The 24,196-nt window shown below is 35.2% G+C and carries 37 protein-coding genes and 1 pseudogene; 27 read left to right on the top strand and 11 right to left on the bottom strand.

The window, feature by feature from the left end; translation table 11 throughout:
- Window positions 1–19: 19 nt before the first annotated feature.
- On the bottom strand, window positions 20–649 hold the full coding sequence (locus ABH968_RS23100) for a LysE family translocator (protein WP_370047816.1): 630 nt from the start codon (window positions 647–649) through the stop codon (window positions 20–22).
- Between the two features lie 300 nt (window positions 650–949).
- Between ABH968_RS23100 and ABH968_RS23095 the strand changes: the two genes are divergently transcribed.
- Window positions 950–1,201, top strand: coding sequence for a hypothetical protein (locus ABH968_RS23095; protein ID WP_370047815.1), 252 nt, complete (start codon window positions 950–952; stop codon window positions 1,199–1,201).
- Window positions 1,202–1,343: 142 nt separating this feature from the next.
- Here the strand turns inward: ABH968_RS23095 and ABH968_RS23090 are convergent.
- Both ABH968_RS23090 and ABH968_RS23085 read right to left on the bottom strand, forming a co-directional pair.
- Window positions 1,344–1,616, bottom strand: a pseudogene (locus ABH968_RS23090) (GNAT family N-acetyltransferase); the annotation flags it as partial.
- 15 nt (window positions 1,617–1,631) lie between these two features.
- Window positions 1,632–1,811 carry a hypothetical protein gene (locus ABH968_RS23085; RefSeq protein WP_370047814.1) on the bottom strand — a complete coding sequence of 60 codons (180 nt, stop codon included), beginning with the start codon at window positions 1,809–1,811 and terminating at the stop codon, window positions 1,632–1,634.
- A gap of 623 nt (window positions 1,812–2,434) precedes the next feature.
- On the opposite strand from ABH968_RS23085, the gene ABH968_RS23080 reads away from it, so the two are divergent.
- The 3 genes from ABH968_RS23080 (at window position 2,435) to ABH968_RS23070 (ending at window position 4,584) form a co-directional block, all read left to right on the top strand.
- On the top strand, window positions 2,435–2,746 hold the full coding sequence (locus ABH968_RS23080; RefSeq protein WP_370047812.1) for an inner-membrane translocator: 312 nt from the start codon (window positions 2,435–2,437) through the stop codon (window positions 2,744–2,746).
- A 238-nt stretch (window positions 2,747–2,984) separates the two neighbouring features.
- Window positions 2,985–3,149 carry a hypothetical protein gene (locus ABH968_RS23075; RefSeq protein WP_370047810.1) on the top strand — a complete coding sequence of 55 codons (165 nt, stop codon included), beginning with the start codon at window positions 2,985–2,987 and terminating at the stop codon, window positions 3,147–3,149.
- A 157-nt stretch (window positions 3,150–3,306) separates the two neighbouring features.
- A complete protein-coding gene (locus tag ABH968_RS23070; RefSeq protein WP_370047809.1) occupies window positions 3,307–4,584 on the top strand; it encodes an IS110 family RNA-guided transposase in 1,278 nt (425 codons plus the stop codon).
- Between the two features lie 1,097 nt (window positions 4,585–5,681).
- Here the strand turns inward: ABH968_RS23070 and ABH968_RS23065 are convergent.
- The 3 genes from ABH968_RS23065 to ABH968_RS23055 all read right to left on the bottom strand — a co-directional run bounded on the left by ABH968_RS23065 (window position 5,682) and on the right by ABH968_RS23055 (window position 9,207).
- The gene (locus ABH968_RS23065) at window positions 5,682–6,317 is read right to left on the bottom strand and encodes a GDSL-type esterase/lipase family protein (protein WP_370047808.1); all 636 of its coding nucleotides are present in this window, start codon (window positions 6,315–6,317) and stop codon (window positions 5,682–5,684) included.
- A gap of 1,191 nt (window positions 6,318–7,508) precedes the next feature.
- A complete protein-coding gene (locus tag ABH968_RS23060) occupies window positions 7,509–8,669 on the bottom strand; it encodes a tyrosine-type recombinase/integrase (protein WP_370047806.1) in 1,161 nt (386 codons plus the stop codon).
- 100 nt (window positions 8,670–8,769) lie between these two features.
- Window positions 8,770–9,207: an ImmA/IrrE family metallo-endopeptidase gene (locus ABH968_RS23055; RefSeq protein ID WP_370047804.1), complete on the bottom strand. Its 438-nt coding sequence runs from the start codon at window positions 9,205–9,207 to the stop codon at window positions 8,770–8,772.
- 433 nt (window positions 9,208–9,640) lie between these two features.
- Here ABH968_RS23055 and ABH968_RS23050 point away from each other — a divergent pair, with 433 nt between their 5' ends.
- A complete protein-coding gene (locus ABH968_RS23050; protein WP_370047803.1) occupies window positions 9,641–9,832 on the top strand; it encodes a hypothetical protein in 192 nt (63 codons plus the stop codon).
- Here ABH968_RS23050 and ABH968_RS23045 read toward each other — a convergent pair.
- Both ABH968_RS23045 and ABH968_RS23040 read right to left on the bottom strand, forming a co-directional pair.
- Window positions 9,794–10,705 carry a hypothetical protein gene (locus ABH968_RS23045; protein WP_370047801.1) on the bottom strand — a complete coding sequence of 304 codons (912 nt, stop codon included), beginning with the start codon at window positions 10,703–10,705 and terminating at the stop codon, window positions 9,794–9,796. The two genes, ABH968_RS23050 and ABH968_RS23045, sit on opposite strands and share 39 nt — an antisense overlap.
- A gap of 32 nt (window positions 10,706–10,737) precedes the next feature.
- Window positions 10,738–11,418, bottom strand: a complete 681-nt coding sequence (locus ABH968_RS23040) for a helix-turn-helix domain-containing protein (protein ID WP_370047800.1) — start codon at window positions 11,416–11,418, stop codon at window positions 10,738–10,740.
- Window positions 11,419–11,580: 162 nt separating this feature from the next.
- Between ABH968_RS23040 and ABH968_RS23035 the strand changes: the two genes are divergently transcribed.
- The 21 genes from ABH968_RS23035 (at window position 11,581) to ABH968_RS22935 (ending at window position 21,859) form a co-directional block, all read left to right on the top strand.
- Complete coding sequence (locus ABH968_RS23035; RefSeq protein WP_370047799.1) at window positions 11,581–11,823, top strand: helix-turn-helix transcriptional regulator; 243 nt, start codon at window positions 11,581–11,583, stop codon at window positions 11,821–11,823.
- Window positions 11,824–11,834: 11 nt separating this feature from the next.
- Window positions 11,835–12,578, top strand: a complete 744-nt coding sequence (locus ABH968_RS23030) for a phage antirepressor KilAC domain-containing protein (RefSeq protein WP_370047798.1) — start codon at window positions 11,835–11,837, stop codon at window positions 12,576–12,578.
- On the top strand, window positions 12,575–12,796 hold the full coding sequence (locus ABH968_RS23025) for a hypothetical protein (protein WP_370047796.1): 222 nt from the start codon (window positions 12,575–12,577) through the stop codon (window positions 12,794–12,796). Before ABH968_RS23030 ends, ABH968_RS23025 begins: the two co-directional genes overlap by 4 nt.
- A gap of 204 nt (window positions 12,797–13,000) precedes the next feature.
- A complete protein-coding gene (locus ABH968_RS23020) occupies window positions 13,001–13,276 on the top strand; it encodes a helix-turn-helix domain-containing protein (RefSeq protein WP_370047794.1) in 276 nt (91 codons plus the stop codon).
- A complete protein-coding gene (locus ABH968_RS23015) occupies window positions 13,264–13,530 on the top strand; it encodes a hypothetical protein (RefSeq protein WP_370047793.1) in 267 nt (88 codons plus the stop codon). Before ABH968_RS23020 ends, ABH968_RS23015 begins: the two co-directional genes overlap by 13 nt.
- Entirely contained in the window at window positions 13,514–13,648 is a 135-nt protein-coding gene (locus ABH968_RS23010) for a hypothetical protein (RefSeq protein WP_370047792.1), read from the top strand. Before ABH968_RS23015 ends, ABH968_RS23010 begins: the two co-directional genes overlap by 17 nt.
- 80 nt (window positions 13,649–13,728) lie before the next feature.
- Entirely contained in the window at window positions 13,729–14,064 is a 336-nt protein-coding gene (locus tag ABH968_RS23005) for a RyR domain-containing protein (RefSeq protein ID WP_370047790.1), read from the top strand.
- 123 nt (window positions 14,065–14,187) lie between these two features.
- The gene (locus tag ABH968_RS23000) at window positions 14,188–14,397 is read left to right on the top strand and encodes a hypothetical protein (RefSeq protein ID WP_370047789.1); all 210 of its coding nucleotides are present in this window, start codon (window positions 14,188–14,190) and stop codon (window positions 14,395–14,397) included.
- On the top strand, window positions 14,394–14,624 hold the full coding sequence (locus ABH968_RS22995) for a YqaI family protein (protein WP_370047787.1): 231 nt from the start codon (window positions 14,394–14,396) through the stop codon (window positions 14,622–14,624). The genes ABH968_RS23000 and ABH968_RS22995 overlap by 4 nt, the downstream gene beginning before the upstream one ends.
- A 71-nt stretch (window positions 14,625–14,695) precedes the next feature.
- Window positions 14,696–15,589, top strand: coding sequence for a hypothetical protein (locus ABH968_RS22990; protein WP_370047786.1), 894 nt, complete (start codon window positions 14,696–14,698; stop codon window positions 15,587–15,589).
- Window positions 15,540–16,343 (top strand): PD-(D/E)XK nuclease-like domain-containing protein, encoded by an 804-nt coding sequence (locus ABH968_RS22985; RefSeq protein WP_370047784.1) that lies wholly within the window; start codon window positions 15,540–15,542, stop codon window positions 16,341–16,343. The genes ABH968_RS22990 and ABH968_RS22985 overlap by 50 nt, the downstream gene beginning before the upstream one ends.
- A 304-nt stretch (window positions 16,344–16,647) precedes the next feature.
- On the top strand, window positions 16,648–18,075 hold the full coding sequence (locus tag ABH968_RS22980) for a DnaD domain protein (RefSeq protein ID WP_370047782.1): 1,428 nt from the start codon (window positions 16,648–16,650) through the stop codon (window positions 18,073–18,075).
- Window positions 18,068–18,289 (top strand): DUF6877 family protein, encoded by a 222-nt coding sequence (locus tag ABH968_RS22975; RefSeq protein ID WP_370047781.1) that lies wholly within the window; start codon window positions 18,068–18,070, stop codon window positions 18,287–18,289. The genes ABH968_RS22980 and ABH968_RS22975 overlap by 8 nt, the downstream gene beginning before the upstream one ends.
- Window positions 18,286–18,795, top strand: a complete 510-nt coding sequence (ssb, locus tag ABH968_RS22970) for a single-stranded DNA-binding protein (RefSeq protein ID WP_370047779.1) — start codon at window positions 18,286–18,288, stop codon at window positions 18,793–18,795. Before ABH968_RS22975 ends, ssb begins: the two co-directional genes overlap by 4 nt.
- A 13-nt stretch (window positions 18,796–18,808) precedes the next feature.
- Window positions 18,809–19,009 (top strand): hypothetical protein, encoded by a 201-nt coding sequence (locus tag ABH968_RS22965; protein WP_370047778.1) that lies wholly within the window; start codon window positions 18,809–18,811, stop codon window positions 19,007–19,009.
- Entirely contained in the window at window positions 18,987–19,604 is a 618-nt protein-coding gene (locus tag ABH968_RS22960; protein ID WP_370047776.1) for a dUTP diphosphatase, read from the top strand. The genes ABH968_RS22965 and ABH968_RS22960 overlap by 23 nt, the downstream gene beginning before the upstream one ends.
- 8 nt (window positions 19,605–19,612) lie before the next feature.
- Entirely contained in the window at window positions 19,613–19,792 is a 180-nt protein-coding gene (locus tag ABH968_RS22955) for a helix-turn-helix transcriptional regulator (protein WP_370047775.1), read from the top strand.
- 17 nt (window positions 19,793–19,809) lie between these two features.
- Window positions 19,810–20,208, top strand: coding sequence for a hypothetical protein (locus ABH968_RS22950; protein WP_370047774.1), 399 nt, complete (start codon window positions 19,810–19,812; stop codon window positions 20,206–20,208).
- Between the two features lie 78 nt (window positions 20,209–20,286).
- Window positions 20,287–20,700, top strand: coding sequence for a RusA family crossover junction endodeoxyribonuclease (locus ABH968_RS22945; protein WP_370047772.1), 414 nt, complete (start codon window positions 20,287–20,289; stop codon window positions 20,698–20,700).
- Window positions 20,701–20,931: 231 nt separating this feature from the next.
- Entirely contained in the window at window positions 20,932–21,105 is a 174-nt protein-coding gene (locus ABH968_RS22940) for a DNA strand exchange inhibitor protein (RefSeq protein ID WP_370047771.1), read from the top strand.
- A 31-nt stretch (window positions 21,106–21,136) separates the two neighbouring features.
- Complete coding sequence (locus ABH968_RS22935; RefSeq protein WP_370047769.1) at window positions 21,137–21,859, top strand: phosphoadenosine phosphosulfate reductase domain-containing protein; 723 nt, start codon at window positions 21,137–21,139, stop codon at window positions 21,857–21,859.
- A gap of 72 nt (window positions 21,860–21,931) precedes the next feature.
- On the opposite strand, the gene ABH968_RS22930 is transcribed toward ABH968_RS22935, so the two are convergent.
- The 3 genes from ABH968_RS22930 to ABH968_RS22920 all read right to left on the bottom strand — a co-directional run bounded on the left by ABH968_RS22930 (window position 21,932) and on the right by ABH968_RS22920 (window position 22,974).
- The gene (locus ABH968_RS22930; protein ID WP_370047768.1) at window positions 21,932–22,084 is read right to left on the bottom strand and encodes a YjcZ family sporulation protein; all 153 of its coding nucleotides are present in this window, start codon (window positions 22,082–22,084) and stop codon (window positions 21,932–21,934) included.
- 317 nt (window positions 22,085–22,401) lie between these two features.
- Window positions 22,402–22,689, bottom strand: a complete 288-nt coding sequence (locus ABH968_RS22925) for a transposase (RefSeq protein WP_370047766.1) — start codon at window positions 22,687–22,689, stop codon at window positions 22,402–22,404.
- Between the two features lie 93 nt (window positions 22,690–22,782).
- A complete protein-coding gene (locus ABH968_RS22920) occupies window positions 22,783–22,974 on the bottom strand; it encodes a hypothetical protein (protein WP_370047765.1) in 192 nt (63 codons plus the stop codon).
- Window positions 22,975–23,112: 138 nt separating this feature from the next.
- Here ABH968_RS22920 and ABH968_RS22915 point away from each other — a divergent pair, with 138 nt between their 5' ends.
- Window positions 23,113–23,526 (top strand): LuxR C-terminal-related transcriptional regulator, encoded by a 414-nt coding sequence (locus ABH968_RS22915; protein WP_370047764.1) that lies wholly within the window; start codon window positions 23,113–23,115, stop codon window positions 23,524–23,526.
- Window positions 23,527–24,196 lie beyond the last annotated feature (670 nt).

Raw genomic sequence — 24,196 nt, 5'->3', positions numbered from 1 at the left:
GGGGCATTGTTATACAAATTTAATGAGGGGCTTTCGTTTGAAGCAACTTAATCCCCATACCAATAAATATCATTCCAGTTATCTTATTCAGGATCATCCCTACCTTTTGGTTTCCTCTTAGTTTTTTAGTAACGTACGAAGAGAAATAAGTAACAAATAAACACCATAGTAGTCCAGTCGCTGTAAAAGTAAGTCCTAAAATTAAAAAAGGAATAGGACCTGATGCCTTAACATCTATAAACTGCGGGAGAAACGCAATAAAAAATAAAGAAACTTTTGGATTCGTTAGACTTGTTAAAAGTCCTTGTATATAAATTTTTCTTAAGTTTAATTTATTAGATGACGCTTGGAAACCTATGTTTGACTTATCCAGTATCATTTTAATCCCTAGATAAACGAGATAAATGACACCAATAATTTTAATGGTATTAAATAATACAATAGATTTTGTAAGTATGAGCGATAAGCCAAAAGAAACTAATAACGTATGAACTAAGGAACCAGTAATAATACCAAACACAGAAAAAATACCAGCTCTTCTACCTTGTGAAATACTTCTACCAACAATATACATGGTGTCCGCACCAGGGATTAGATTTAGTAAAATCCCTGTTAATAAAAACATTTCATAATTAATAATACCGTACATTTTAGCACCTCTATCTCTTTTTTTGGGGTGCCCTTATCGATATTAAAGTAAATGAATGAAAAACAAAAGCTTTTTTTACACAAGTGGATTAACACTAAGGAAAATATAAGTGGTTCTACTGCAAAAAGCTGCGGAGTTTACATACACTACAGCTCAGAATTGGTATCCTTTTACGGTTTGCAGTGAAAAGAGAAACCATTATTTATTTCACCAGATACATAAATTATAAAGAAAACAAGTGAACCAACAGATTTATTTGAATATAATGTTTGAAACTAAAAGAATAAGGGAGACGGTGTTGTGAGCGAAATAGATAAACGAAACAGATTAGATGAAGAACCATTTTCTTATCAAATAACGAAAAAGGGAACGGTAGTAATATATTACGAAGGTAAACAAATTAAAATTGTAAAGGATAGGGACGCCGAGCGTCTTATCGTAAGAATCAATGAAGTTGAAGATAATATAACTGCAGTACAGTTATTGTTAGCTAAAATTACGGGTAATTTTAAACGTGGTAATGAGAAATTTGGGAAAAATAAAAGAAAATAAATTAAATTTATTTGCACAGATAGGGTAAGTGAATAATTGGAAGGAATTGTTTAGGAAGGTGGGGAGCATTGTTAAATTTACTCTTTATATAACAATGCCCTAACTACAATTTGAAAGCGAAATTTTAAATAATCTCTCCTAGTTATTTCAATAATTTATATTTAAAAATATCGACATCTTCATTTTGTTCATCTAGAACTGTTTCAATGTGCTCCCAGCCTCTTTTTTCATAGTAAGCTGAAGCATTTTCTATCTTTAAAAATACGTGTGTATATCCTAATTTTTTCATATGTTTTAGCAAGTCGTCGATTAAATAAGACCCTATTTTTTGACTTCGATATGATGGTTCAACATATAAAGATGCTAACCAAGGTTTATACTGAGGTCTTCCTTTCCAATCGTTTTCAAATACGGATACTGTTCCTACACATTAACCATCTACATTCGCTATGAAAGTAATTGGAAGTTCATTTGCATATGTTTCTTTAAAAAAATCGACCACTTCTTCATATGTTTTCTTACTGCTAGTTGGTACAACAAATTCCTTGTAGACTAATTTTGCTACATCCTCTATATATTCTGGACGATTTACTAATAAGTCAATATTCATAAATACCTCCTGCTTTTTTAATTCTTTACTGAATTTGTGTAAAAATCCGGTTAATGATTATTCAACTTACATTATAAACGATAAAAAGACCATTTATATATAGCAAAGATATTGAATACTGAGCAATATGAAGAGAAGAAGAGTTTTCCATTTAAAAAGAGGATTTAATTTAATCCCTTCAACACCTTTATTCATCAATCTATATCTATATCTATTTATTTTCACAGTAACTTCCTGACTATAATTGTGTGAAATACGTGTAATGAAACGCGTATTTTAACACTAATTCATTTGGTTCTTACCAAGGTTAAGTGAATATGTGAAAGAATACGTAGCAAAGGAAGCTTTAAGAATTCGAAAAGTGACTGAGCAAAGCTATCGGTATGTAGACCAAATAGAACTGAATTTGATATGGTTCATCAAGGTGTATCTAAGCACAAGAAACTTTTTTTATTAAATAGCAAAAGGCTGACAATGATGCTCAGCCTCTTGCTAGAAAAATAATAAGAAATAACTTAAAACAAGGCTGTTTTCGAAAAGATTGTTGTTATTCAACTAACGGTGCAGAATAGTTCAACAAGGGTGATGGTTATTTATGGTAAAGTAAATAAGGGGTGGATATTATGGAAGATTTAATTTTGACATTGTATATCTTAATTTTAATCTCTCTTAATGTTGTTTTCTTTACATTGTTTAGAAAAGAAAAATTAAATCTTATGCTATCAGGCATCATTATGATGGTACTTGCTCCATTGATCGGTTTTTCAAGTGGTGCTTTATTTCTTCATTTTTATGATTGGAGTTCTGGAGGAACGGGGGAAGGTGCAGGCTATGGTGGAGCATTTTTAGGACTTATAACATTAGCTAATGGGGTTCTCATTCTGTTGATTGGAGTTATAAGATGGGTTTTAAATCTCATAAAAAAAGTGAAGTAATGATTCGTTACTCAAATAACTGGTGGCTTTACTGAACAACAGTAATGCTTTTCTTAGTGTGGAGTGAATTAAGTCCAATTTCCAAAGAAAAATATCTTATCACGCAATAGAAAGAACTATTTTCTTCTTGAACTAGCGGAGGCTTTAGTTGAATAAGATAGCCAAACCAGAAGCAATAATCTTTGAGGAAACGACCTCTAATTAATACTGGGATTACTCTTGAAAAGAAGGTGTGAAAATGAAAGATTTGTATACTTGCGTATTAAAAAACGGTGATGAAACAGATATGCCAAAAGAGAATATTAAAGATTTACCGATTTTTTCAAACCAACATCAATTTAATAGTTATTTTAAGTCGAATGGTTACAATTTAGAAATTGATATAATAACAAAAACTCTTTGATTAAGCAGTTGTGTTCGAAAAGATTGTTGCTATTCAATTAACGAAGCAGCATTCCTGTTTGAAGGATGTTCGAGGTCTTGAAAGAAAAGGAGCCCTCTAGTATGATGCATGAGTGTCAACGACCATTGACCCATCATCAAACAAGGAGGACTCCTTTATGCATTCTAAATGGAATAATAAAATTAATCAAGTTACTGAAAATACACTCGTTGTCGGTATGGATATTGCAAAGCGTATTCATTACGCATGCTTTGTCGATGAACGCGGGCGAGTAATAGAAAAAGCTTTTGCGGTACATCAATCGAAAGAAGGCTTCGAAAACTTGTATGAAAAGATTCTTCAAACGATGAAGGAAGCTAAGAAAACTGAAGTAATAATAGGTATTGAGCCTACAGGCCACTACTGGATGAACTTAGCCTATTTCTTAGATCAATACGGAATCCCACTTGTCATGGTGAATCCAATGCACGTAAGACGTTCGAAAGAACTAGATGATAACTTACCGACAAAGCACGATAAAAAAGATGCACTAGTCATCGCTCGCTTATTAAAAGATGGACGTTTCAGCTATCCACGTATACTGAAAGACATTGAAGCTGAGCTTCGTATTGGTTCTACTCTTCGTTCAAAATTGACGGAGGATTTGGCTAGTATCAAAAACCGAATCATTCGTTGGCTTGATCGCTACTTTCCAGAGTTTACTCAAGTTTTTCCTAATTTCGGGAAGATGGCACTTGCAACACTAGAAATGACGCCATTACCAAAAGATATTAAAGAGAAAACAGCTGACGAGCTGGTCTTTCTTTACCGACAGGTGAAGGGAATGAGAGCCCCACAGTTACCGAAAGCTAAGCTTCTTATTGAAGCCGCGAAAAACTCTATCGGACTGACAGAAGGAACACAGATGGCCCAACATGAAATCGCCACGCTCTTACGTCAGTATCGGTTATTAGAAACTGAAATTGAAACTGTTAATAATCAATTAGCAGAAATGGCACAAACAACAATGGAGTATGAAATATTGGCTTCAGTTCCTGGTTTAGGAGATGCGACAATCGTTGATTTACTATCAGAAGTAGGATGCTTCGCACTTTATGAAAATCCACGCCAACTTATAAAACTAGCGGGATTAACATTACGTGAGAGCTCGTCCGGTCAACATAAGGGACAAAAACATATCTCTAAACGAGGACGAAAGAAGCTCAGAAACACCCTATTCAAAGTAATAGTACCGCTAATTCGTCATAACGAAGCGTTTAAACAGCTTCATGAATACTACACAACACGACAACAAAATCCCTTACGGGGGAAGCAGTCAATGGTGATACTCTGTGGTAAATTACTGAAGGTATTACATGGCATATGCAAAAAGAAAGTCTTTTTTAACGAGCAACATATGATGAAGGACCTCTACTGTCTCGTAGAGGCAGCGTAATCAACTCTTTCATCGAACTATAAAAAGAAGGATGACACGGAGAAGCCAGCAAAATAACTAAACTCAGACTATGAGTCTCCGGAGCAGCATAGCAGGCCTCAGCCTTATGAATAGACCGAACGAAGGAATGTAAGCGCAAATGACGCTAAGAGACATGGGAGGGTACGTCGTCATAAGTATCGCAGAGATCCATTGTGCATCACATAGTGGATAAAAAAGCTAATGATTTACATTAGTTTTAGCGAAGCGTACACCTAGCTTGTAAATTATAACTATAAATTCAAAACACTGTTTATAAATGAAGTAGGAAATTATTTTTTCTTCACCACGGAATGGTGGAAACCGTTGATACATCAATGTTTATAGAGGGAGGTTAGTTTAAGGAATTAACTGTATTTTAGGGTGAAATATTTGGCAAGTGAAGGCGGAAAGGAGAAATGGTGAAAAGAACTTTTAATAAGTTAGATAAGATACAAATTGTTATTGCTATCATCGCATTACTACTAGCGATACTTGGATTTACTTTCGATAACTTAACGAAAATAGCTATCATATTAATATCTATAAATATACTTGTGAATAGGATACGAGATTTTAGCAAAGACAAAAAATCCATTTTTTCATATTTGATAATAGTAATGGCGATACTAATAATTTCCCTTTCAATCAACCAGTTATTAAGCTAACGGGGGCTTTACTTGAAGATCATTGAGTTGCATAGGCAGCTCTTTTTTTCTTATTTAACTCCCATGAAAGAACTTAATCATCTTTCATTTTCTGTGGTGAAGAGCTGTTTTTTGCGCTTCATGGATGGCTAACGGGCGAGTTAGTTGAAGATTAAACTTTCAGAATAATATAAAACTGCTAGAGAAGAATTACACTCTCTAGCGGTTTCTTGTTTCTAAGTCAATTCAATTATAGTATATTATTCCATAAATAACCAATCTGTTTTTCATCTTATATTCTCGGTAATATGCGCGGTAGAAAGGGGAATAACAGGATAATGAAGTAATATTTTCGATTCATGAAATATCAAAACAATCTTTGAGGAAACAGCCTAAAACGAAAAGGATTAGATTATACTTACACCTTTAGCCCTATAACGGGGAATATCCGAGCTTACTAAGAGCTAATGCCATTTGATAGTATCCCCTACTATTAGGATGAACTCCTCCTGATGATATTAAAGCTTTTTCATTTCCCTTAAATACACTATAGATATCAGCTACTTTAACATTCAATTCCCGACCAAAACTGTTAATCGATGAATTAAACGCTCTAATCGCCTCATCTGCTATAGGGATATCGCTAAATGGATTGTATAAATTCTGTAACCGTAAAATATATTTATCTTGTTTGTCTAGATGGTGAATTCTTTCTAATATTTTTGAGATGTTATTTCTTGATTGCTTAATAGCACGAGATATACTTTCTTCGTTTTTATTGATTAGAAATCCTTTAGCAGCGTTTATTAAATCATTTCCTCCAGCTGTTATCGAGATGATATTTGCACACTTTACAGCTTCCGTCACAATCGGGGCATTAAGCATAGTTAAAACATCCTCTGTCGTTGCTCCTGACCTTGCATGTTTTTGATAAAAAATACGCTTTTTTAAAATTTGCTGGCTTAGACATCTGTAATATTCAACAAATCCAGGGTCCAAAAACGGAACACCGATACCCACCGTAAGGGAATCGCCTATCGCAAGATAACGTAAATGATTGAAATCCATATTTCACCTCTACTAATTAGTTATAATTCTTATAATATTCAGCAAAATATGAATGGGGAAGCATTAAAAAGAAGGGGGAAACGATGCCTAGACAGGATTGTCATTACTAATTGTTGGAACTATAAATGTCTTGGTGGTTGGTACAGTGAGCTTTATACAGAATAACTACTGAACAATTTGAGTAAAATGTGCAGTAAAAAAGCTGATTAGAATATTCAAATCAGCTTCTGGTTTTTAGCTTTTTTCCGTTTCATCTTTTTTACTTCTAAGTAGTAATGCCATGAATAAAAAACTTGCTACCCAAAAGGAAAAGAGAAAATTTTCAAGCAAAGGCAAATTACCGTTTTTAAAATAATCCCAAACAGTAGTAAATAAAAATAGTGTTACAAAGAATGCGATATATAAGCATTTTCCGAATGTAGTCAATTAAAGCACCTCTATATGTAATAATAGTAAAATAAAATTTTAAATTGTAGCTGTAGAATAGAAAAATAACTATTAAAGGGTCACTGATATGAAATGAATGAATTACCCTAAGTAACAAAAGGGGAGGCCGTGACGGTCAACTAACGCCACAACCTAATAAGTGCGTGCGATACACTCAATATTAATTTGTGCAAATTGAGGATACCTATACATTAAAAAAGCCGCAGCGTTTTGCAGAATCGTTTTTTCTTTTGAATTTTAGATTAATGACTAAAGCACAAGTGGAGAACTACTTTTAAGTTATATAAACAAATGAAAGTTACTAATTAGTAAAGTGACTATTTTTACTTGATAAAAAAGCCACTCATTTTGTAGTGAACCCCTATTTGTACCCAAATTAAGTGGGGTACAACGGGTAAAAACGGAAACTAAAATTTATTACCAAATGTTTTTCTAAATTTAACTTTTGATTTTTGTTAAAACAGATTTTTTACTTTTTCTTAATCAATAGAGTAAAAACCCCGCTAAATCAATATTTTTACGCTATAATGTAGGACGAGGTGAAGAAAATGTTTGTTAGTGAGAAACAAGTTGAAATTCGATATGCTGAGACCGACCAAATGGGTGTGGTGTATCATGCGAACTATATCATTTGGATGGAAAGAAGAATAAACCGTTGATATATAAGGGAGGGGAGAGGTCCTAGAAAAAGTGAACCCCAGAAAGTACCCCAAATTACTAGTAAAACACTATTTTACTTGGATTTCATCCACTAGCAAACTGATTCATGTAGTCAATAGACTTAATTTCATCCTTCTCAAATGAATGAACATATACTTTTAATATAGTATTAGGATCATCACCAAGTATTTTTGCTACTGTCACAAGTGTTTCACCGCGAGCGAGTAAAATAGAAGCGACTGTATGTCTTAATCCGTGAGGTGATATTCTTCGTACTTCATACTTATTACAAATCATATCAATTGCATCCTCGACATAAGTTAAGCCGATTGGACGGCAACCTTGCCTAGAAATGAAAACAAAATCCTCGTCTTTATGTTGCATGCTGTTTTCCCATTTCTTTTTTATACACCAGGCTTTATAAATCTTTAGTTGAGCATACAATTCCTCATTTATACTAATCTTTCGGTAACCATTTTCGCTCTTAGGTGGACCAAGACCAGTTCTTGTACGAGCTTTGTTTATAGTAATAGACTTTGTTTTAAAATCGATGTCTTTCCAAGTTAATCCCATCATTTCGCCTTTACGCATACCTGTCATCGCTAAAGATAGAATAGCTGTATATCTAGTAGTAGGGTCATTATCTTTCACACATGATAAAAACTGTTTCAGTTCTTCTTCAGTATAAAAATTATCTTTATCACCAGTAGGTGCAGCACTGAAGTCCATTTTCTTAAAGCGATCTTTGGGCAGGATTTCTTCCTCTACAGCATAGGATACAGCGGATTTGAAAACTCTAAAAATCCCCTGAATGGTTGCACGTTTTAACTTATATGAAACTAATTTATCAATTAATTCTCTTTGAAGAGTCATTTTAGTGAGTTTTTGCAATTTATAATGGCCGATGAGTGGTTTAATATGATTGATATAAGATTCTTGATAATGTATATACGTGCCAGGCCGCCATACATTTTTCTTCATTTCAAACCAAATTTCCATCCATTGTGCAACCGTTAAATTTGCATTTTCTACATATCTATCATTTCCGTCTAATATATTTGCCTTTACTTCAATCAACGCACGTTCAGCTGCTTGTTCAGTATCAAAACCTTGTTGTGATTTTTCTTTTCGCTTTCCAAATCGGTCATAGTACTTATAGCGAAATGCAAACTTCTTTTCGTTTTCCGAATCTTTGTACCAGTAAATGCAATCTTTTTTTGTATTATAGAATTTTTTTCTAACCATGTTGATTTCCCCCGATTTAAGCACGAGCAGGCACAATAATGAAGAAAATCGTTAGCATCACTCCTTTCAATAACGAGAATGTATGTTCTTTTTTTATGTATTAAAATAGCCCCTTAAATTTCAGCTCTGCTAATTCCACAGGAACATTATATAAGGTAGCTATGTCATAGATAGTCATTTGCTCGTATGAATCAACCAAATTTTCATCTGGAATTAATAAGTACGCAGCAAATGTATTTGCTTGTACTTCAACTTTATCAACTGAAAAAAAGGTCCGATTGCACATAAAAGGTGTATTTAACCTTGGATGTAATAACGCATGGCCTAATTCATGTGCGCAAACAATTCGCTTCCATTCTTCACTGAGGTTACTGTTAATAACAATGTATTTGTTGCGTCTATCATATTTATAGTAACCTCGAATTTCTTCATGTAAATCATATTCAATTACTTGGATGTTTAAATATTTTGCTAGTTTGAATGGGCACGTAGTATTATACTTTATATTTTGTTTCTCAATAAGTGTTTTTATCCACATTCAATCACTTCATTTCTTAATCATTTCATTCTATACTGGTTATTATAAGTAACTCAGTAGGGGGCAGATATTTCATTACAATTACTTTAAGTAAAGAAGAAGTAATTGCCATAGAAGAAGATTTACAACGTGCGCTTTGGTATCCTAAAGAAGGAAACTCATGTGATGATACGTAAGCATTGAGTAGAAAATTATATACTCAGTTTGAACTGCTGTCTAATCAATTAAAGCAAATAGGATAAATCTTCAATAACCGAATAAAGATGATCGACTGTTGCTTTTTTTACTGGAACTTCATTTGTTTAAGTACTATTTGGCGTAAAGTAGAAGGAAATTAAATAATGGTCCTTCAATTTGCACGCTCAGAATTATTATCAGAACAACTAAGTAAATAAATTACATAGTTTTATTTACTATAGGGAGGGGAGTAAAAATGTATATATATGACTCCAACTATACTTTAATAGCTTTAAATAAATCGGAAATCCAAACAATCATTTCAGCGTTAGAAACTGATTGGAACGAATGGTCAATTCAGGAAGCAGGAGTACTTTTAAGTCAATTTGAGCAAATCAAACAATCTTTATCAAAGCAAGAGAATAATTTCTCTGACGATTCTGTATAATGTCTCGACTGTATCTTTACGAACAGGGTCATCATTAGTATGTGCATTACTATTACGTATCTCACTTTGAGAAAGTATTTCTGCTCTAAGACGACCAGGTAATATTTTCTTTTTATCTAATTCATTTATTGATTTCCAAATGTAAGATTTATCTGGTATTGCATTTTCCCCGATTTTATTGGCAATTAGAATTCTTAAAATATTTTCTAAAGCAATTCCTGCAGTTGAAGCTGCTGCTAAATAAAGCCCTAGTTTATATGCTTTTATAGACTCTCCTAATTCATATTCAAAACTAGGGGAGTTTATTTTATGGACAATTTCATCTAGTCCGAATATATTAAAACGTTCTTTTTTTTCTTTTATTAACGTATCACCATGAAGTTGTGCATAATTTCTCCCTTTTATAAGTCCCATTTCAGGTAAATCATCAGGGTCTTCAGAAACGTGGTTCGAATCTGGAATTATTGCTGGAAGGATAAAACCATATTTGATTTGAATAACTGTTAATGGTACTTCAAATTTGCCTAAAATCCGTTGCAGTTTTTCACGTTTTTGTTCCTCAGTTAAACGGTCATGAGCTCGCATTTCTCCTAGTGTTGTAAATTGCTGATAACAAAACGTCATACCATCTGATGGGTTTTTGAAAATATGGAAATCTATGTGATGATTATAAAAAATAGTTACCCAATGTGTAGGTTTCATAAATATAAAAGGATCAGGATATTCTTTATACCAAACCAGATAATTCTCTTCTACATAATTTCGATAATTCTGTAGGAAGTTTTTCCAAAACTCAATTGATGCTTCTTCAAACTTTCCAGCATCTACTTTTTTTAAAACATAGTCATCATTAAGCTGACTTGGTTTATACATATAATCACTCCAATGCTATGCTTTGTTTTTTACTACTCATCTCTATATTTCTTAGGTGTATATTTCTTATTAATCCTCTGTGTTTGTCTAAAAATATGTTCCATAGATTCAATGAGTGATTCCTTAGCTTCGTCTGACATTGGTTCTCCATCAAAAGCAAGACCATCACTATTTTCTATTTCGTGACGGAAACTTTCTAAACGTTTAGCGATATCTCTTTCGTCTTTTGAGGTTTTAAAAACACTAGGCTCATCTCTTCCTAATAATTGATTCATTGGTATATCCAATATAAGTGCTATTTTTTCTAAAAGTACCATTTCTTCTTCTTTATAAGAGATTATTGTAGGGATTTTTAAATAGAAATTTATTATATCTTCTTTTACACCAAGAATTTTCGCAAGGCGCTCTACATCCATCTCCTTATTTAACATAGCTTTTTTTAATCGGATTGGAAACCTTGTATTATCTGAATTTTCAAAGATGCCGTATTCATTTGGCAATAATGTTAGTTGTCCGGTTGCTTGTCCTGTTAATAAATAATCGGTAGAAACACCGAAAAATTCCGCGAAATCTAATAAAGTTGCAAAGTCTGGTTGACGTTTACCTTGCTCATAATTTGCAATTTGTCCTCTTGACAATTTCATTCTCTCTGCTAGTTCGTATTGACTTAATTTACTATCTTTTCTCAATTTAGCTAAATTCTTCCCGAACATTTATTTCACCTCTCTCGATTACATTATATAAGTAGAAACTATGCGTTTCTATTGTGAATGCAAAAAAGAAACAAAAAGTTTCTAAAATGGTTGACAGAAACACATTGTTTCCGTTAGGATAAAGAAAAAGGAAACAGTATGTTTCTAGTTGGGAGATAAAAAATGAAGCCGTCAAATAAAACTAGAAAAACTTTAATTGAACTAAGGGGAGAAAAGGCTAGATGCGACATAGCGTCAGAATTGAAAATTACCACCCAAATGTTAGGTGCAATTGAAAGAGGCGATAGAACCCCCTCATTACAATTAGCTAAAAAAATTGCGGATTACTATAAAACTACAGTTGATGAGATTTTTTTTAGTAAAAAAGGACACAAATTGTGTCCGAAAGAAAAACAATTTGCATAGGAGGCATTAACATGAAATTAGTAATCATTCAAAATAGGCAAGCAGTGGCCACTTCATTGCAGATAGCTGAATCATTTGAAAAGCGTCATGACAATGTTTTACGCGAAATCGAAGGTCTCCTCAAAATTGAGGAAGCCCAAAACTACTTTCATGAAGGGACGTATGAACATCCCCAAAATAAGCAACTGTACCGTATGTTTTACATGAACCGAGATGGTTTCACTTTACTGGCCATGGGCTTCACAGGAAAGAAAGCAATTCAATTCAAGTTGCAATATATTCAAGCATTTAATCAAATGGAACATCTGCTGCTCGAACAAAATCGACCATCTTATGAAATTTCTGATCCAGTTACTCGTGCTGAGAAATGGATTGAGGAAGAAAAACAACGACTAATGTTGGTAGCAAAAGTCGAAGAACAGAAACCGAAAGTTTTATTCGCAGAAGCTATTCAAGCAAGTAAAACCACAATTCTAATTGGTGAGTATGCAAAAATCTTGAAGCAAAACGGTATAGACGTAGGACAAAAGCGACTTTTCGAATGGCTTAGAGATAATGGCTATTTAATCAAACGAAAAGGTTCTGACTATAACACGCCAACTCAAAAGAGTATGGAGCTAGGTTTATTTGAAATCAAAGAAACACCAATTTATCACTCTAGCGGAGAAATTAGCATTTCAAGAACTTCAAAAATTACGGGTAAAGGGCAATCCTATTTCATTAATAAGTTTTTGACTAAGGTGGTTGCTATATGATTCAAGAGCAAATCGAAGATGATGTAACTCTTTTTTGGGATATCGATGACATCATTCGAGAGACACGATATAAAAAAACATTTCTTGAAGCTAATCTGTTATGTGATCCAAGAATTAAAAGGTTTGAAAGAAAGCCCAAACCACGAAGTAAAAGAATCTGGCTTGCTGGACCAACAAAAGAAACTATTAAAAATATCATTATGAATGAATGGTCTTAAAAATATATGAGCACGAGCAGGTGCAATTTAATAGGAGAGGCCAGGGCAAATGGCCTCATAAAATATCAAACTACCAATCTAGTAGAAATCATAAGAGGTTGGGGCAAATCAACCTCTTATCTCAATATTAAAGCTAACTTGATAAAGAAACAATGCAACGAACGCATAATATGCGCAAACTGCATAAAAAAAGGGTGAATATATATGGAATTAGATGTTGGAGGACTGATCAAAAAGTGCCGTAAGAAAGCGAAGCTTTCACAGGAGGCATTTGGAGATTTGATGCACACGACACAATCGACGATTAGTCGTATAGAACAAAATCTTATTGCTTGCGAGGCAGGTTTTTTAGCGAAAGCAGCAGCAGTTACAAATTCACAAGAATTAGTTATAACAGCATTATTTAGCGCTGATGCAGCAATTCAATTAATGCAAACAGTACCAATGTTTATAGGAGGGTTCTTTTCATGGATATTGTAGAAAAGTTAAAACTTGAAATAGCAATGTTAGAGGCTTGTAACGAGGATTTGTTAGTAGCGATTGGTATTCACAACAAACGAGACGAGTATCACTTATCAGCAGAGTGTATGCGAAAAATCAATAAAACAACGCACGAAATCAAAAGATTAAAAGTTCGTTTACAAGATCAACACAATTTCATGGGGGCTATTAAAGATTTACAAGATAGAAGATTACTAAGTGAGGCGGTGAAGAAGTTTGTGGAAATGGCTTGATAACTATTTTTACTTATCAGATGATGAAACGCCAGAATCACACAGAAAATTTTGTATTGGTGCCGCGTTAACGATGTTGGTTATCGGAGTACCAGTTGTTATCACATGTTGGCAATAAAAAAGCTGCTTAATCATTGGAGTGATTAAACAGCCGTGCGGTATTAGTCTAAATCAATTATAACACATGGAGGTCATTAAATGAATATAGAACAAATCGCAATTATTTGTCACAACGTAAACAAAGCATACTGTGAAAGCCAAGGTGATTTCACACAGACAATATGGGATATAGCTCCAGATTGGCAAAAAGAATCTGCTATAAATGGTGTCGAGTTCGCCTTAGAAAGCGAACGTACTCCAGAAGAAATGCACGAAAATTGGTTAGCTCAAAAGCTTGAAGATGGGTGGGTTTATGGAAATAAAAAAGATCCTGAATTAAAAACACATCCATGTATCAAGCGATATGAGGAATTACCAAAGTACCAACGTACAAAAGATGCCTTATTCAAAGCAGTAGTGGATTCGTTCATATAAATAAGACGTTTGCGAGTTATCTCGCTCTCGTCAAGCAGTTCATAATCCTCCTCAAAATGGTCTGGTTAGCCAAAACATTGTGAACTGCTTGATGGGATTCCATCAGAAAGAAGGTGACAAATCATGAGTATCACACCATTTAAACCAAAAATGCAGACGGTCCACCTAGACACAGAAGTATTTGAGGAACGTTTTGCTGAGTACGACATTATCAGTGAATTTTATGGGGTCATCTACACATTAGTAGCTGTTGAGGACAATGTGCGTTACACAAGCTTTGTAACAGCATCTTATGCGGAAGTATTACGAAAGCAGAAGGAGGCAATTGCATGAACTTACTTTTAGAAAATCCGATGGTATTGGGAACTATAGAGCCAGTAAACAATATACCAACATTCCGTTATGTAGAAATGAAAAGAGATTTTCGAGATGTATACGGCAGTTTAATCGTATTCAACGACGATTACATGGAGTTTTCAAATGGTGATATTGTCCACATGGATAACATCCACACTTACCTTGAGGATCATTACAATGCGGCATTTTGCACAAAAAAATAAACCACTTGGCAGAGTGGTTTAAACAAATCAAATATTTAGCGCAATTATAGCGCACTACAGGAGGAATTTCAATGAGTAACTTAGCAGAACAGTTCAATAATCCTCAAATGGGACAACCTCAATTTCAAGGAGGAGCTCTAGCACAAGCTAGTGCTTCTCGTGAAATGGAAGAAGTTAAAGGTCAGATTTTCATGGCGAAACAGTTTCCACGTAACGTATTCCAAGCTGAGCAACGTGTATTAGATACATGTAAACGTCCGGCACTTGCTCAAACAGCAATGTACAGCTATCCAAAAGGCGGCACAAAGGTAACAGGTCCATCTATCCGTTTAGCTGAGGCAATTGCTCAGAACTGGGGTAACTTATCATACGGCATCCAAGAGCTAGAGCAGCGTAATGGTGAATCAGTAGCTAAAGCGTTTTGCTGGGACCTTGAAACGAATGTACGCCAAGAAAAAGTATTTACAGTAAAACATGCAATCGGTACTAAAAAAGGTTTGAAGCAATTAACTGATCCACGCGACATTTACGAAAAAGTAGCAAACGATGGGGCACGACGATTACGTTCTTGCATCCTAGGTGTTATCCCTGGAGACATTGTTGATAAAGCAGTTTCGCAATGTACAGAAACGCTTGCTGGTAATAGTAAAGGTCCATTAAAAGACCGAATTGCTTCTATGTTAAAGGGTTTTAAAGACCATTATCGCGTCACTCAAGAAATGGTAGAAACAAAGTTTGGTTACAACGCTGATTCTTTCAGTGAGTATGACTATGTAGAACTTCTTAACATTGCCAACAGCTTAAAAGATGGCATGTCAAAAGTTGAAGATTGGTTCCCAAAAGATGATGCTAAAAATCAATCTAGCGGCTTAGGCGAAGCGTTTAAAGACGAGCAAAAAACAGAGGTGAAACCAGATGCAACAAACAACATTCCAATTGAACAGCGAGAACTATCACTCGAATGAGGCAAATCAGCACTACATGTCAGTATCACAGTTTAAAAGTGCTATGGAATGCGAAGCTAAAACGTTGGCAGAGGTAAAGGGCGAGTTTACTCGTCCTCCCTCTACAGCATTAATGGTGGGTTCATATTTACATGCTGCATTTGAAAGTGATGAGGTATTTGCTGACTTTAAAGAACAAAATCACCAAAGCATTTATAACAATCGTGGTAACAAATACAAAGACTACGAAAAAGCTGATGACATGATTGAGACTATTAAAAATGATGAGTTTTGCATGTTCGCTTTACAAGGTGAAAAAGAGGTCATCTATACAGGCGAATTGTTCGGTGTAGAGTGGAAAATCAAGATCGACAACATAAATCATGACCGTGGATTTTTCAGTGATTTAAAAAGCACTCAGGAGCTTCGTAAACGTTACTGGAGCGAGAAATATAATACATGGGTTTCATTTGTACAAGCCTTCGATTATGTACTGCAGATGTGGGTCTATCGAGAAATCATATTTCAGAATACAGGGCGTTACTATGATCCTTATATCGTGGCAGTTACAAAGGAAACACCACCTGATAAAGCAGTTTTACACTTTGATACAACACGTTTTGACTTCGAAAAGGAATATGTTCAAACGATGCTACCAAGCATTATAGAAGCGAAGCTAGGATATAAAACACCACATCGATGTGATAAGTGCGAATACTGCCGAGCTACAAAGAAGTTAGAAGGTACATTCGAAATTGAGTATCTACTAGATTAGATGCTGCAATTGGATGAATGATGTACAGACTAGAGTTTTATTGCCCGCTTGGATTTTCAGAAATGCGGAGGAAAATGATAAAATCAGTCGCTTGTTGCTGGAATGCAAGACTAAACTTGTCATTTCTTGCGCTTACCCGGGAAATTATTTCTTATTTCCTAACTTGAAAAACCGCTTTCCAAATAGCTTTTGGTAAAACAGATAAAAAAACATTTGCGGTGGTTGATGCTTCAAAATATGGGTTTTATTAATAAGTCTGTGGTTAAAAATTTGAATATTACGTTAAAAGGAGAGGCGAGGGCAAATGGCTAAATTTCGATATGTATATACATCATTATGGACAGACGGCAAAGTAATTGAAGAATTTACACCAGAGGATAAATTATTTTTCCTTTATTTATTAACAAATGAACACACGAAGCAAATCGGTGTTTATCAAATTACAAAAAAACACATGGCGTTCGAATTGGGTTATTCGCCAGAAGTAATTAATGCGTTGATGCAACGTTTCCTAGATCACCATAAATTGATTCGTTACAACGAAGAAACTAGGGAAATTGCGATACGTAATTGGGGACGTTACAACCTCATAAAAGCAGGTAAACCAATAATGGACTGTGTTAGACGTGAATTAGAGGATGTTAAAGATTCATCTTTACTAGAATTCGTTGTTGATTCCGTTCCCAATGAAAGTTTGAAGCAACTGTACACCAATGTATTGAGTGGTGCTAGTAATTACGCTGAACCATCTAAGCAATCTAAACCAAAGGATTTAGACAATGTTAATAAGCGTGAGTACATCATTTTGCGAGATGGTCAGCGATGCTTCTACACAGGTTTAAAGCTTCAATTAAAAGATATTGAACTGGATCATATCAATCCGCAAGTAAACGGTGGAGGTTCAGAGATTTCTAATCTAGTAGTCTCTTACAACAAATTTAATAATTTGAAATCCGGAACAACAGATTTGAAGGAAGTAGTTGATTTCTGGAATTTAAAACATCCTGAAATTCCGGTCAATTATGAAACTGTAATTGCAAAAATAAACACTTTGAAAGAGTTTGAATATGAACGAGCAGAGGCAAATGTTTCGATAATTGTAGCTGTTAAAAATGAAATTTACGATACGTATACGTTACGTAATTATTTGAATACGATACGTGGACAAAAAGAAAAACAAACAGAAAAAGAAAACAAAAAAGAAAACAAAAAAGAAAAACAAAAAGAAGAACAAGAACAAAAGAGTGGTCAGTCGGTTTTTTCTCAATCTGATTTTGCTAGATTAGTTGAATTTACAAATCACAACATTACACCAGTTCTTCCTACCATTGCAGAACATCTTGGTTACATCTTAGATGACTATAAAGATGTCGACTTAATACTTGCAGCTTTACAAAACGCAGTATTTAACAATGCTCGAAACAAAATTAAATATGCAGAAGGAACATTAATCAACTGGCGTAAGGAAATGATCACATCTTATCAGCAGTTACAAGCAAAAGAGGAAAGAGAGAAAAACAACAAGCGACAGCAATCTAATCAATCTTCTTATCAAAAGCCTAAAGGTCGAACAGAGGTAGTTCCTGAGTGGTTTGCTAATCGTAATAACAAAGAAGAGCCACCAACACCAGATATTGAGCCTGATAACAACACGATTGATTTCGAGGCTGAAAGACAAAAAGCCTTAGAAAATATTGAAAGAATGAGAAAAAGTGGTGAAGCAAATGGCTGATAAGTTGGAAGTTACTCGAGATAACATGATTGAGGAAGTAGCAGAACGTATAAACCAAATTAGACATGAGTATGAGTTCCCACTCCCTGTCCTGCAAGATGTCCAAAAGCGATTAAGCGATAGTAATTGCCCGCACTATGCTATGCAACAACTTAGATACTTAGAAAACAATGTTCAAGCAGGAATTGCTAAAAGAAAAGAGGTTTTAAATTGATAAATCGTGTCGTTTTAGTTGGCCGTCTAGTAGCTGATACAGAGTTAAGGTACACACCAAATGGAGTTGCCTCATGTAAGTTTCGAGTGGCAGTCAACAGAACGTTTAAAAACGAAGGTGAACAACAGGCGGACTTCATTAGTTGTGTTGCTTGGAGAAAACAGGCTGAGAATCTAGCTAACTTCATGAAGAAAGGAAACTTGATAGGTTTGGAAGGGCGAATCCAAACGGGCAGTTATGAAGGGCAAGACGGGAAAAGGATTTACACAACTGACGTGGTAGCTGACAGCATTCAGTTTTTAGAACCACGTTCAAATGGCACAGGAGGCTCACAGGGCACATCAAACTACGAATCTAGTACAAATACAGGTGGACAGTATCAAGGGGCTCCACAGGGCAATTATGGCAGTAATAACAACCAGCCAAGTTATACAAGGGTAGATGAAGATCCATTTGCTAATAGTAAGGGGCCGATTGAGGTCGATGAATCAGATTTACCATTCTAAGGAGTGATTACTGATGATAACGAAAAAGCCTAATAAGAAAATCATTGGAGCTAAAACAAGGGCAGCGCTTGAGAAACAAATCAAAGTTGAAGAACGTGGCCGATGGTATCCAATCAGCGATATTAAATTCTTTGAATATGAGGCAAGACCGTACCAAGTCTTACTGAAATTCGGAAAAGGGGCAGAGAACATTGAACTTAACAAAATTATTTGAAACACAAGCAGCATTGGACGAGCACATCATGCAGGAGCATCCAGAACTGCGAGGGCAGAACAATCTTGATTGGAAGCTACTAGCGTTACAGGTTGAGCTAGGGGAATGTGCGAATGAGTGGAGAGGGTTTAAAAAGTGGAGTAAGGACCAGGAACCGAGAACGAAAGTTGAGCATTTATGTGTGCAATGCTATGGAGAAGGGACAGCATCATACTTAAATCTCATCGACCAAGAAGTTTACGAAGAATGTGAGGATTGCAAAGGCACTGGAAAAATCGGTGAATCAAATCCACTCCTTGAAGAATACGTTGACTGCTTGCATTTCATTTTGAGTATTGGGTTGGAAATTGACGTTACAACATCACTAGTTTGGAATGATATAGATTTCTTTGACACTGATATTACAGTTCAATTCATCGGAGTTGCTTCAAGCATTTTTGATTTACGAAAATGGAAAAGTTATATTTCGTGGGAAGTGCTGTTTGGTGAATTTTACATTCTGGGTAAGATGCTTGGCTTCACATGGGATCAAGTAGAAGAAGCTTACTTTGAGAAGAATAAGATCAATCACGCTAGACAAGCAAACAGTTATTGAGGTGCAACATGAACGAATACGCACTTTACAAAGGTGAGCAGATGGTGGCTATAGGAACGGTGAAAGAGATAGCTGAAGAACGTGGTGTGAAGCCTGAAACGATTCGATTTTATATGTCAGGTGTTTATCAAAGACGTTCGAAAAGAGAAGTAAATAACAGATTACAGCTTATTAAGCTTGAGGATTAATAAGGAGGAGCAACGATATGGAAGCACCATTAATCTTAGAAGATCAAAAACAAATTGTTGAGTGGGCTAAACAGTTATTAGAAAGGCATTCAAGTGCAAGTATATTGATTGAAGTACTAATTGGAGATAAAAAGAAATCAGATTTCTTCGGAGATAATCTAAACGAAATTCGAGAGCTTTATAAAAATAAAAATTCTTATTGGCGGACACAGGTAATTAATGCAATACTTCAGCAACAATATCGATTGGAAAATGACATTAAAGAAGGTCAAATCGTTACTGACGGCGAGGTTGTTGGATTTGCTGATGATGTAGATTATGAATCTAGAACATTTGATTTATACAGTGATAAAGAATGTCACATAGACTCTTTTATCGATTCTTTCGAAATAGATAGTTTCAAACGAGTTAAGTAAGTAAATACACGCTGCTGGTAGAACGGCATTAGATTGTTTTATCAGCAGAAATCTAAGAGTGCTAACAGGAGGGCAAACATGAACGTACTCAAAATTGAAATACCAGGTGACGTACAGGCTCAACAAAGGCCACAAGTGACACGAAACGGCACATTTGATCCAAAAGAATCTAAGGACTATAAATCATTCGTGAGATTGGTAGCATCACAGTTTGCACCTGAAACACTTATTACTGAGGAAATAAGGTTGAGCATTGATGTGTACCGTAAGATGCCAAAAGCTATCAGCAATAGTAAGAAAAAGCTACAGCAGGCGCTAAATGGTGAATTAAGACCAACAACCAAGCCAGACATCGACAATTTGGCAAAGGGCATAAAAGACGGTCTTAGCAAGGTTATATGGCATGACGATAGCCAAGTAACAGAATTAGTTGCTAGAAAGTGGTATTCAGATAATCCTAGAGCAGTAGTGACTATTGAATGGGGTGCCTGAATGAACACAGTACGCAAGGAAGTCAAACAGCGTAGAGCAAGGCTAATCAATCAACAGGACCATATTGCTTACCTGGAGTGTAAAGGGTGCCCAAAACGTAGAGTCTATGATCCTACTAAAAAGTGTGGAAGATGCAAGACTTATAGGCAACTAAGGAGCATCGGGAAAGAGCTTGAGCAGATTAGTCGTTTGCGTAGGTGGAGTAAGTAACATTGAAACGGAGGTCCAGAATTGGGTGGTTCATTTCCGAAGTTGTCATACAAGAATTTAAAGACAATTGAACATGCACTACAGCAATATTTGAAGCGTGACAGTATTTCTGAAGATGATAAGAAAAGTGAACAAGCTTTGTTATCAAAAATTAATGATGAAATCAAATTAATACGTGAAAGGTATCGCTTTTGAAAGAAAGTGTTCAGCAAGGAGGGAAGTAAAAATGAAAACTATTGCTTGGTTTAGTGGTGGAGTAAGCAGCTTTATATCAATCTATTTGTTGAAAGATCAAATAGACGAAATTTATTTCATTGATGTAAAAGAACAACATCCAGACACTTATAGATTTAAAGCTGATTGCGAAAAAGTTTTAGGATGCAAATTTACGACTTTAAAAAATGCCACAACACATAGCGCAGTTGAAATTATAAAAAAACGAAGATATATCAATGGTCCATCTGGTGCGCCTTGTACAAGTGAATTAAAGCGTAAAGTAAGGCAACGTTGGGAGCAAACACAAGATGAGGTATTACGCTATGTCTGGGGTTATGACAGCGAAGAAAAGCATCGAGCAGAACGGTTGTTACAAACAACACCAGAACATGAACACGTTTTTCCTTTAATAGATGCCATGCTGACAAAAGATGAAGTACATGGTTTGCTTGAACGATTGGGCATTAAACGACCATTAATGTATGAGTTAGGATTCCGTAATAACAATTGTGTTGGCTGCGTTAAAGGCGGTATGGGCTACTGGAATATGATTCGTAAGCATTTCCCTGAACGTTTTTACGAAATGGCTGCATTAGAAAGAGAAATCGGTGCAACGTGTATTAAAGGGATTTACTTAGATGAGTTAGACCCAGAACGAGGCAGAATTGAAGATGAAGTCATGGGTGAATGTGGCATATTATGCGAAATCGCTTATGCCAGTGCAGTAGTGTAGTTACTGCACAATATGATGAAGTAACTATAAAAGGGTCACCAGGCTGGGAGGGCGACCCTTAAATCGGAAATGTTAATACTCTCTATTCATCATGAATGTAGCGCCTACAATAATTAAAAGTATAAATAGAACAACAATTAATGCAAATGTGGAACCATTACCGCCGCCGTAATAGCCGCAGCCGCAGTTATTAATGCCACCAACATTTCCGCCATAGTATCCCATAAAAACACCTCCTTTTTACTATTACTATATATTATGTTGGCTGTAGAGAAGGAGTATGGTTGATAAACCATTTAGCTATAGGCATTAAAAAAATATATTTTTGTGAGATAAGACCATAAAAAAAGGGCCACTTGGGATGGAGTGACCCTTAGTAAAATAGATTAGGAGGTTGTAAGGCTAAATTAGCTTTACCTTACTATTATTATGATGTGATAGCTATGTTTGTATAGTGAATTGCCTGTGAAATAAATTTAAAAATAAAAAAACGTAGCGTTGTCACATGCTACAGGAAACTAATGAACAATATGAGCAAAAGGTTATCTTTCTTCCAGTGCCATAATCATTAATCTGTAAATGATGAATACCCCTAAGTAAGCGCCAGTCACCAAGAAAAAGGGATTTAAAAAGATTGCATGAATTGTAGTCATAAAAACAGCATCATCGACAATGATTTGGTAAATGGTTGTAGACGCAATACTACCGAAAATTATTGTTGATATAACAGCAACTATATTAAAAATCATTTTGAATTTATCGCTTTTATGTTGTAGATAAAGCATAACCACAGGGACAACTATGCTGGAGGAAACTAATAAAATTTTCAAAATGTCACTCCTTTTTACACATTATACCCTTGAGGATTTGCAGATAAACAGAGAAGCCGCAGCGTCGTCACACGCTACAGCTTCAGTACGAAACTATTTGAACTTTTGTGGTTTTGCAGCCTTAATTGAAGCTACTTCTCCACAATTTTGACACACAGTATAAATAAGTGGAGATCCTGCAGAGAAAATATTGCCAACTGGTCTTAAGGCAGCATAGCCATCAAGTTTACCTTCGCCAAATGAATTACCGCCGCAGGACTTGCAGATTAATTTATTGTTTTCCATAACATCACCTCAATATGTAAGTTATGTAAATTTTAACATAGAAAAAGCCGCAGCGTATGACGACGCTACAGCCTAGAATTGATTATGCCCTTTGAGGTTTCTCGAAATTATTATATCACAACTTAGGAGGGCAAACCTATGTTAAAAGAAAGAACATTAGTTATTACACCAGATGCTTTAGATTCAATGATTACGGACTACCACTGGATGGTTAACGCCATCAAAGAAATGCGTACAGAAATGGTTATCGGGGCAAAAACGGCACAGTATGGGGTTGAAGCTACACTACCGAAGGCAGCAGGTGGCGTAGGTGATCCAATTATGCAGGAGGCCATTAGACGTTCGAAGAACATCAAACGTGTTGCAGAGTATGAGAAGAAGCTATTAGAGGTTCAGAAGCTTCTTGATAATGTTACTGGTGATAGAGAGGTTCAAGTGTTGAACTGGATGCTAGATGGCAAGTCACAACGTTGGATAGGACAGCACATGGCTTTATCAGCAACTAGTATTAAACGTATAAAGGACAACATCGTAAAACAAATGATGGCATGATATCGGGGTCTTGTGCTCCTATGAAAGATTAAGTACAGTAAGGAGAATACTATGAAAATCCAAAAGAACATTAATAATAAGTCATATTGTTAACAGGAGGATAAAGTGGGAAAATTATCAACACAACTTCTAAAAGTTTGGCTAGCCATCCCCAGGTGGTTCAGGATGTTTATTCTAAGCTCTATTACCATATATATTTTATGGTCTTATTTTATTAATGGACTAAAGAATATTTTCAAACTAGACACAACATCAATAATCATAAGTCTAATAGCATCTGGAATCATATTATTAGTTTTCAAAAATAGTTCAGAAAAGAAATAGTGTTCAGTATTTACATTCTAGAATGAAATACTGAACACTATGAGCACATGTTACAAATGTGATAGATGTTACAAACGTTTTATACGTTACACATTAGGTATTAATAAATTTATCTTGTAAAATTGGAGGCAGGACGGTGCGGCAATGTTTTCCTCCCTTGGTATTTATAAAATACTAATTATTAGGGAAAGACAGACCGACGACCGACCTGCGCCTCATAAACTTGTTCGAGGCAAGACATACATGGCCGGCCCATATTTTTAAGAGATAAGGGAAAAGGCTAATAAAACTGAAGGAGTGGTTATCATGTGAACTTCGTCCACTTTCCTTTTAGTCAATCTTACTA

This window comes from Lysinibacillus sp. RC79 (assembly GCF_041262405.1).
Classification (GTDB): Bacteria; Bacillota; Bacilli; order Bacillales_A; family Planococcaceae; genus Lysinibacillus.
This window is presented reverse-complemented; position numbering and strand designations above follow the sequence as displayed.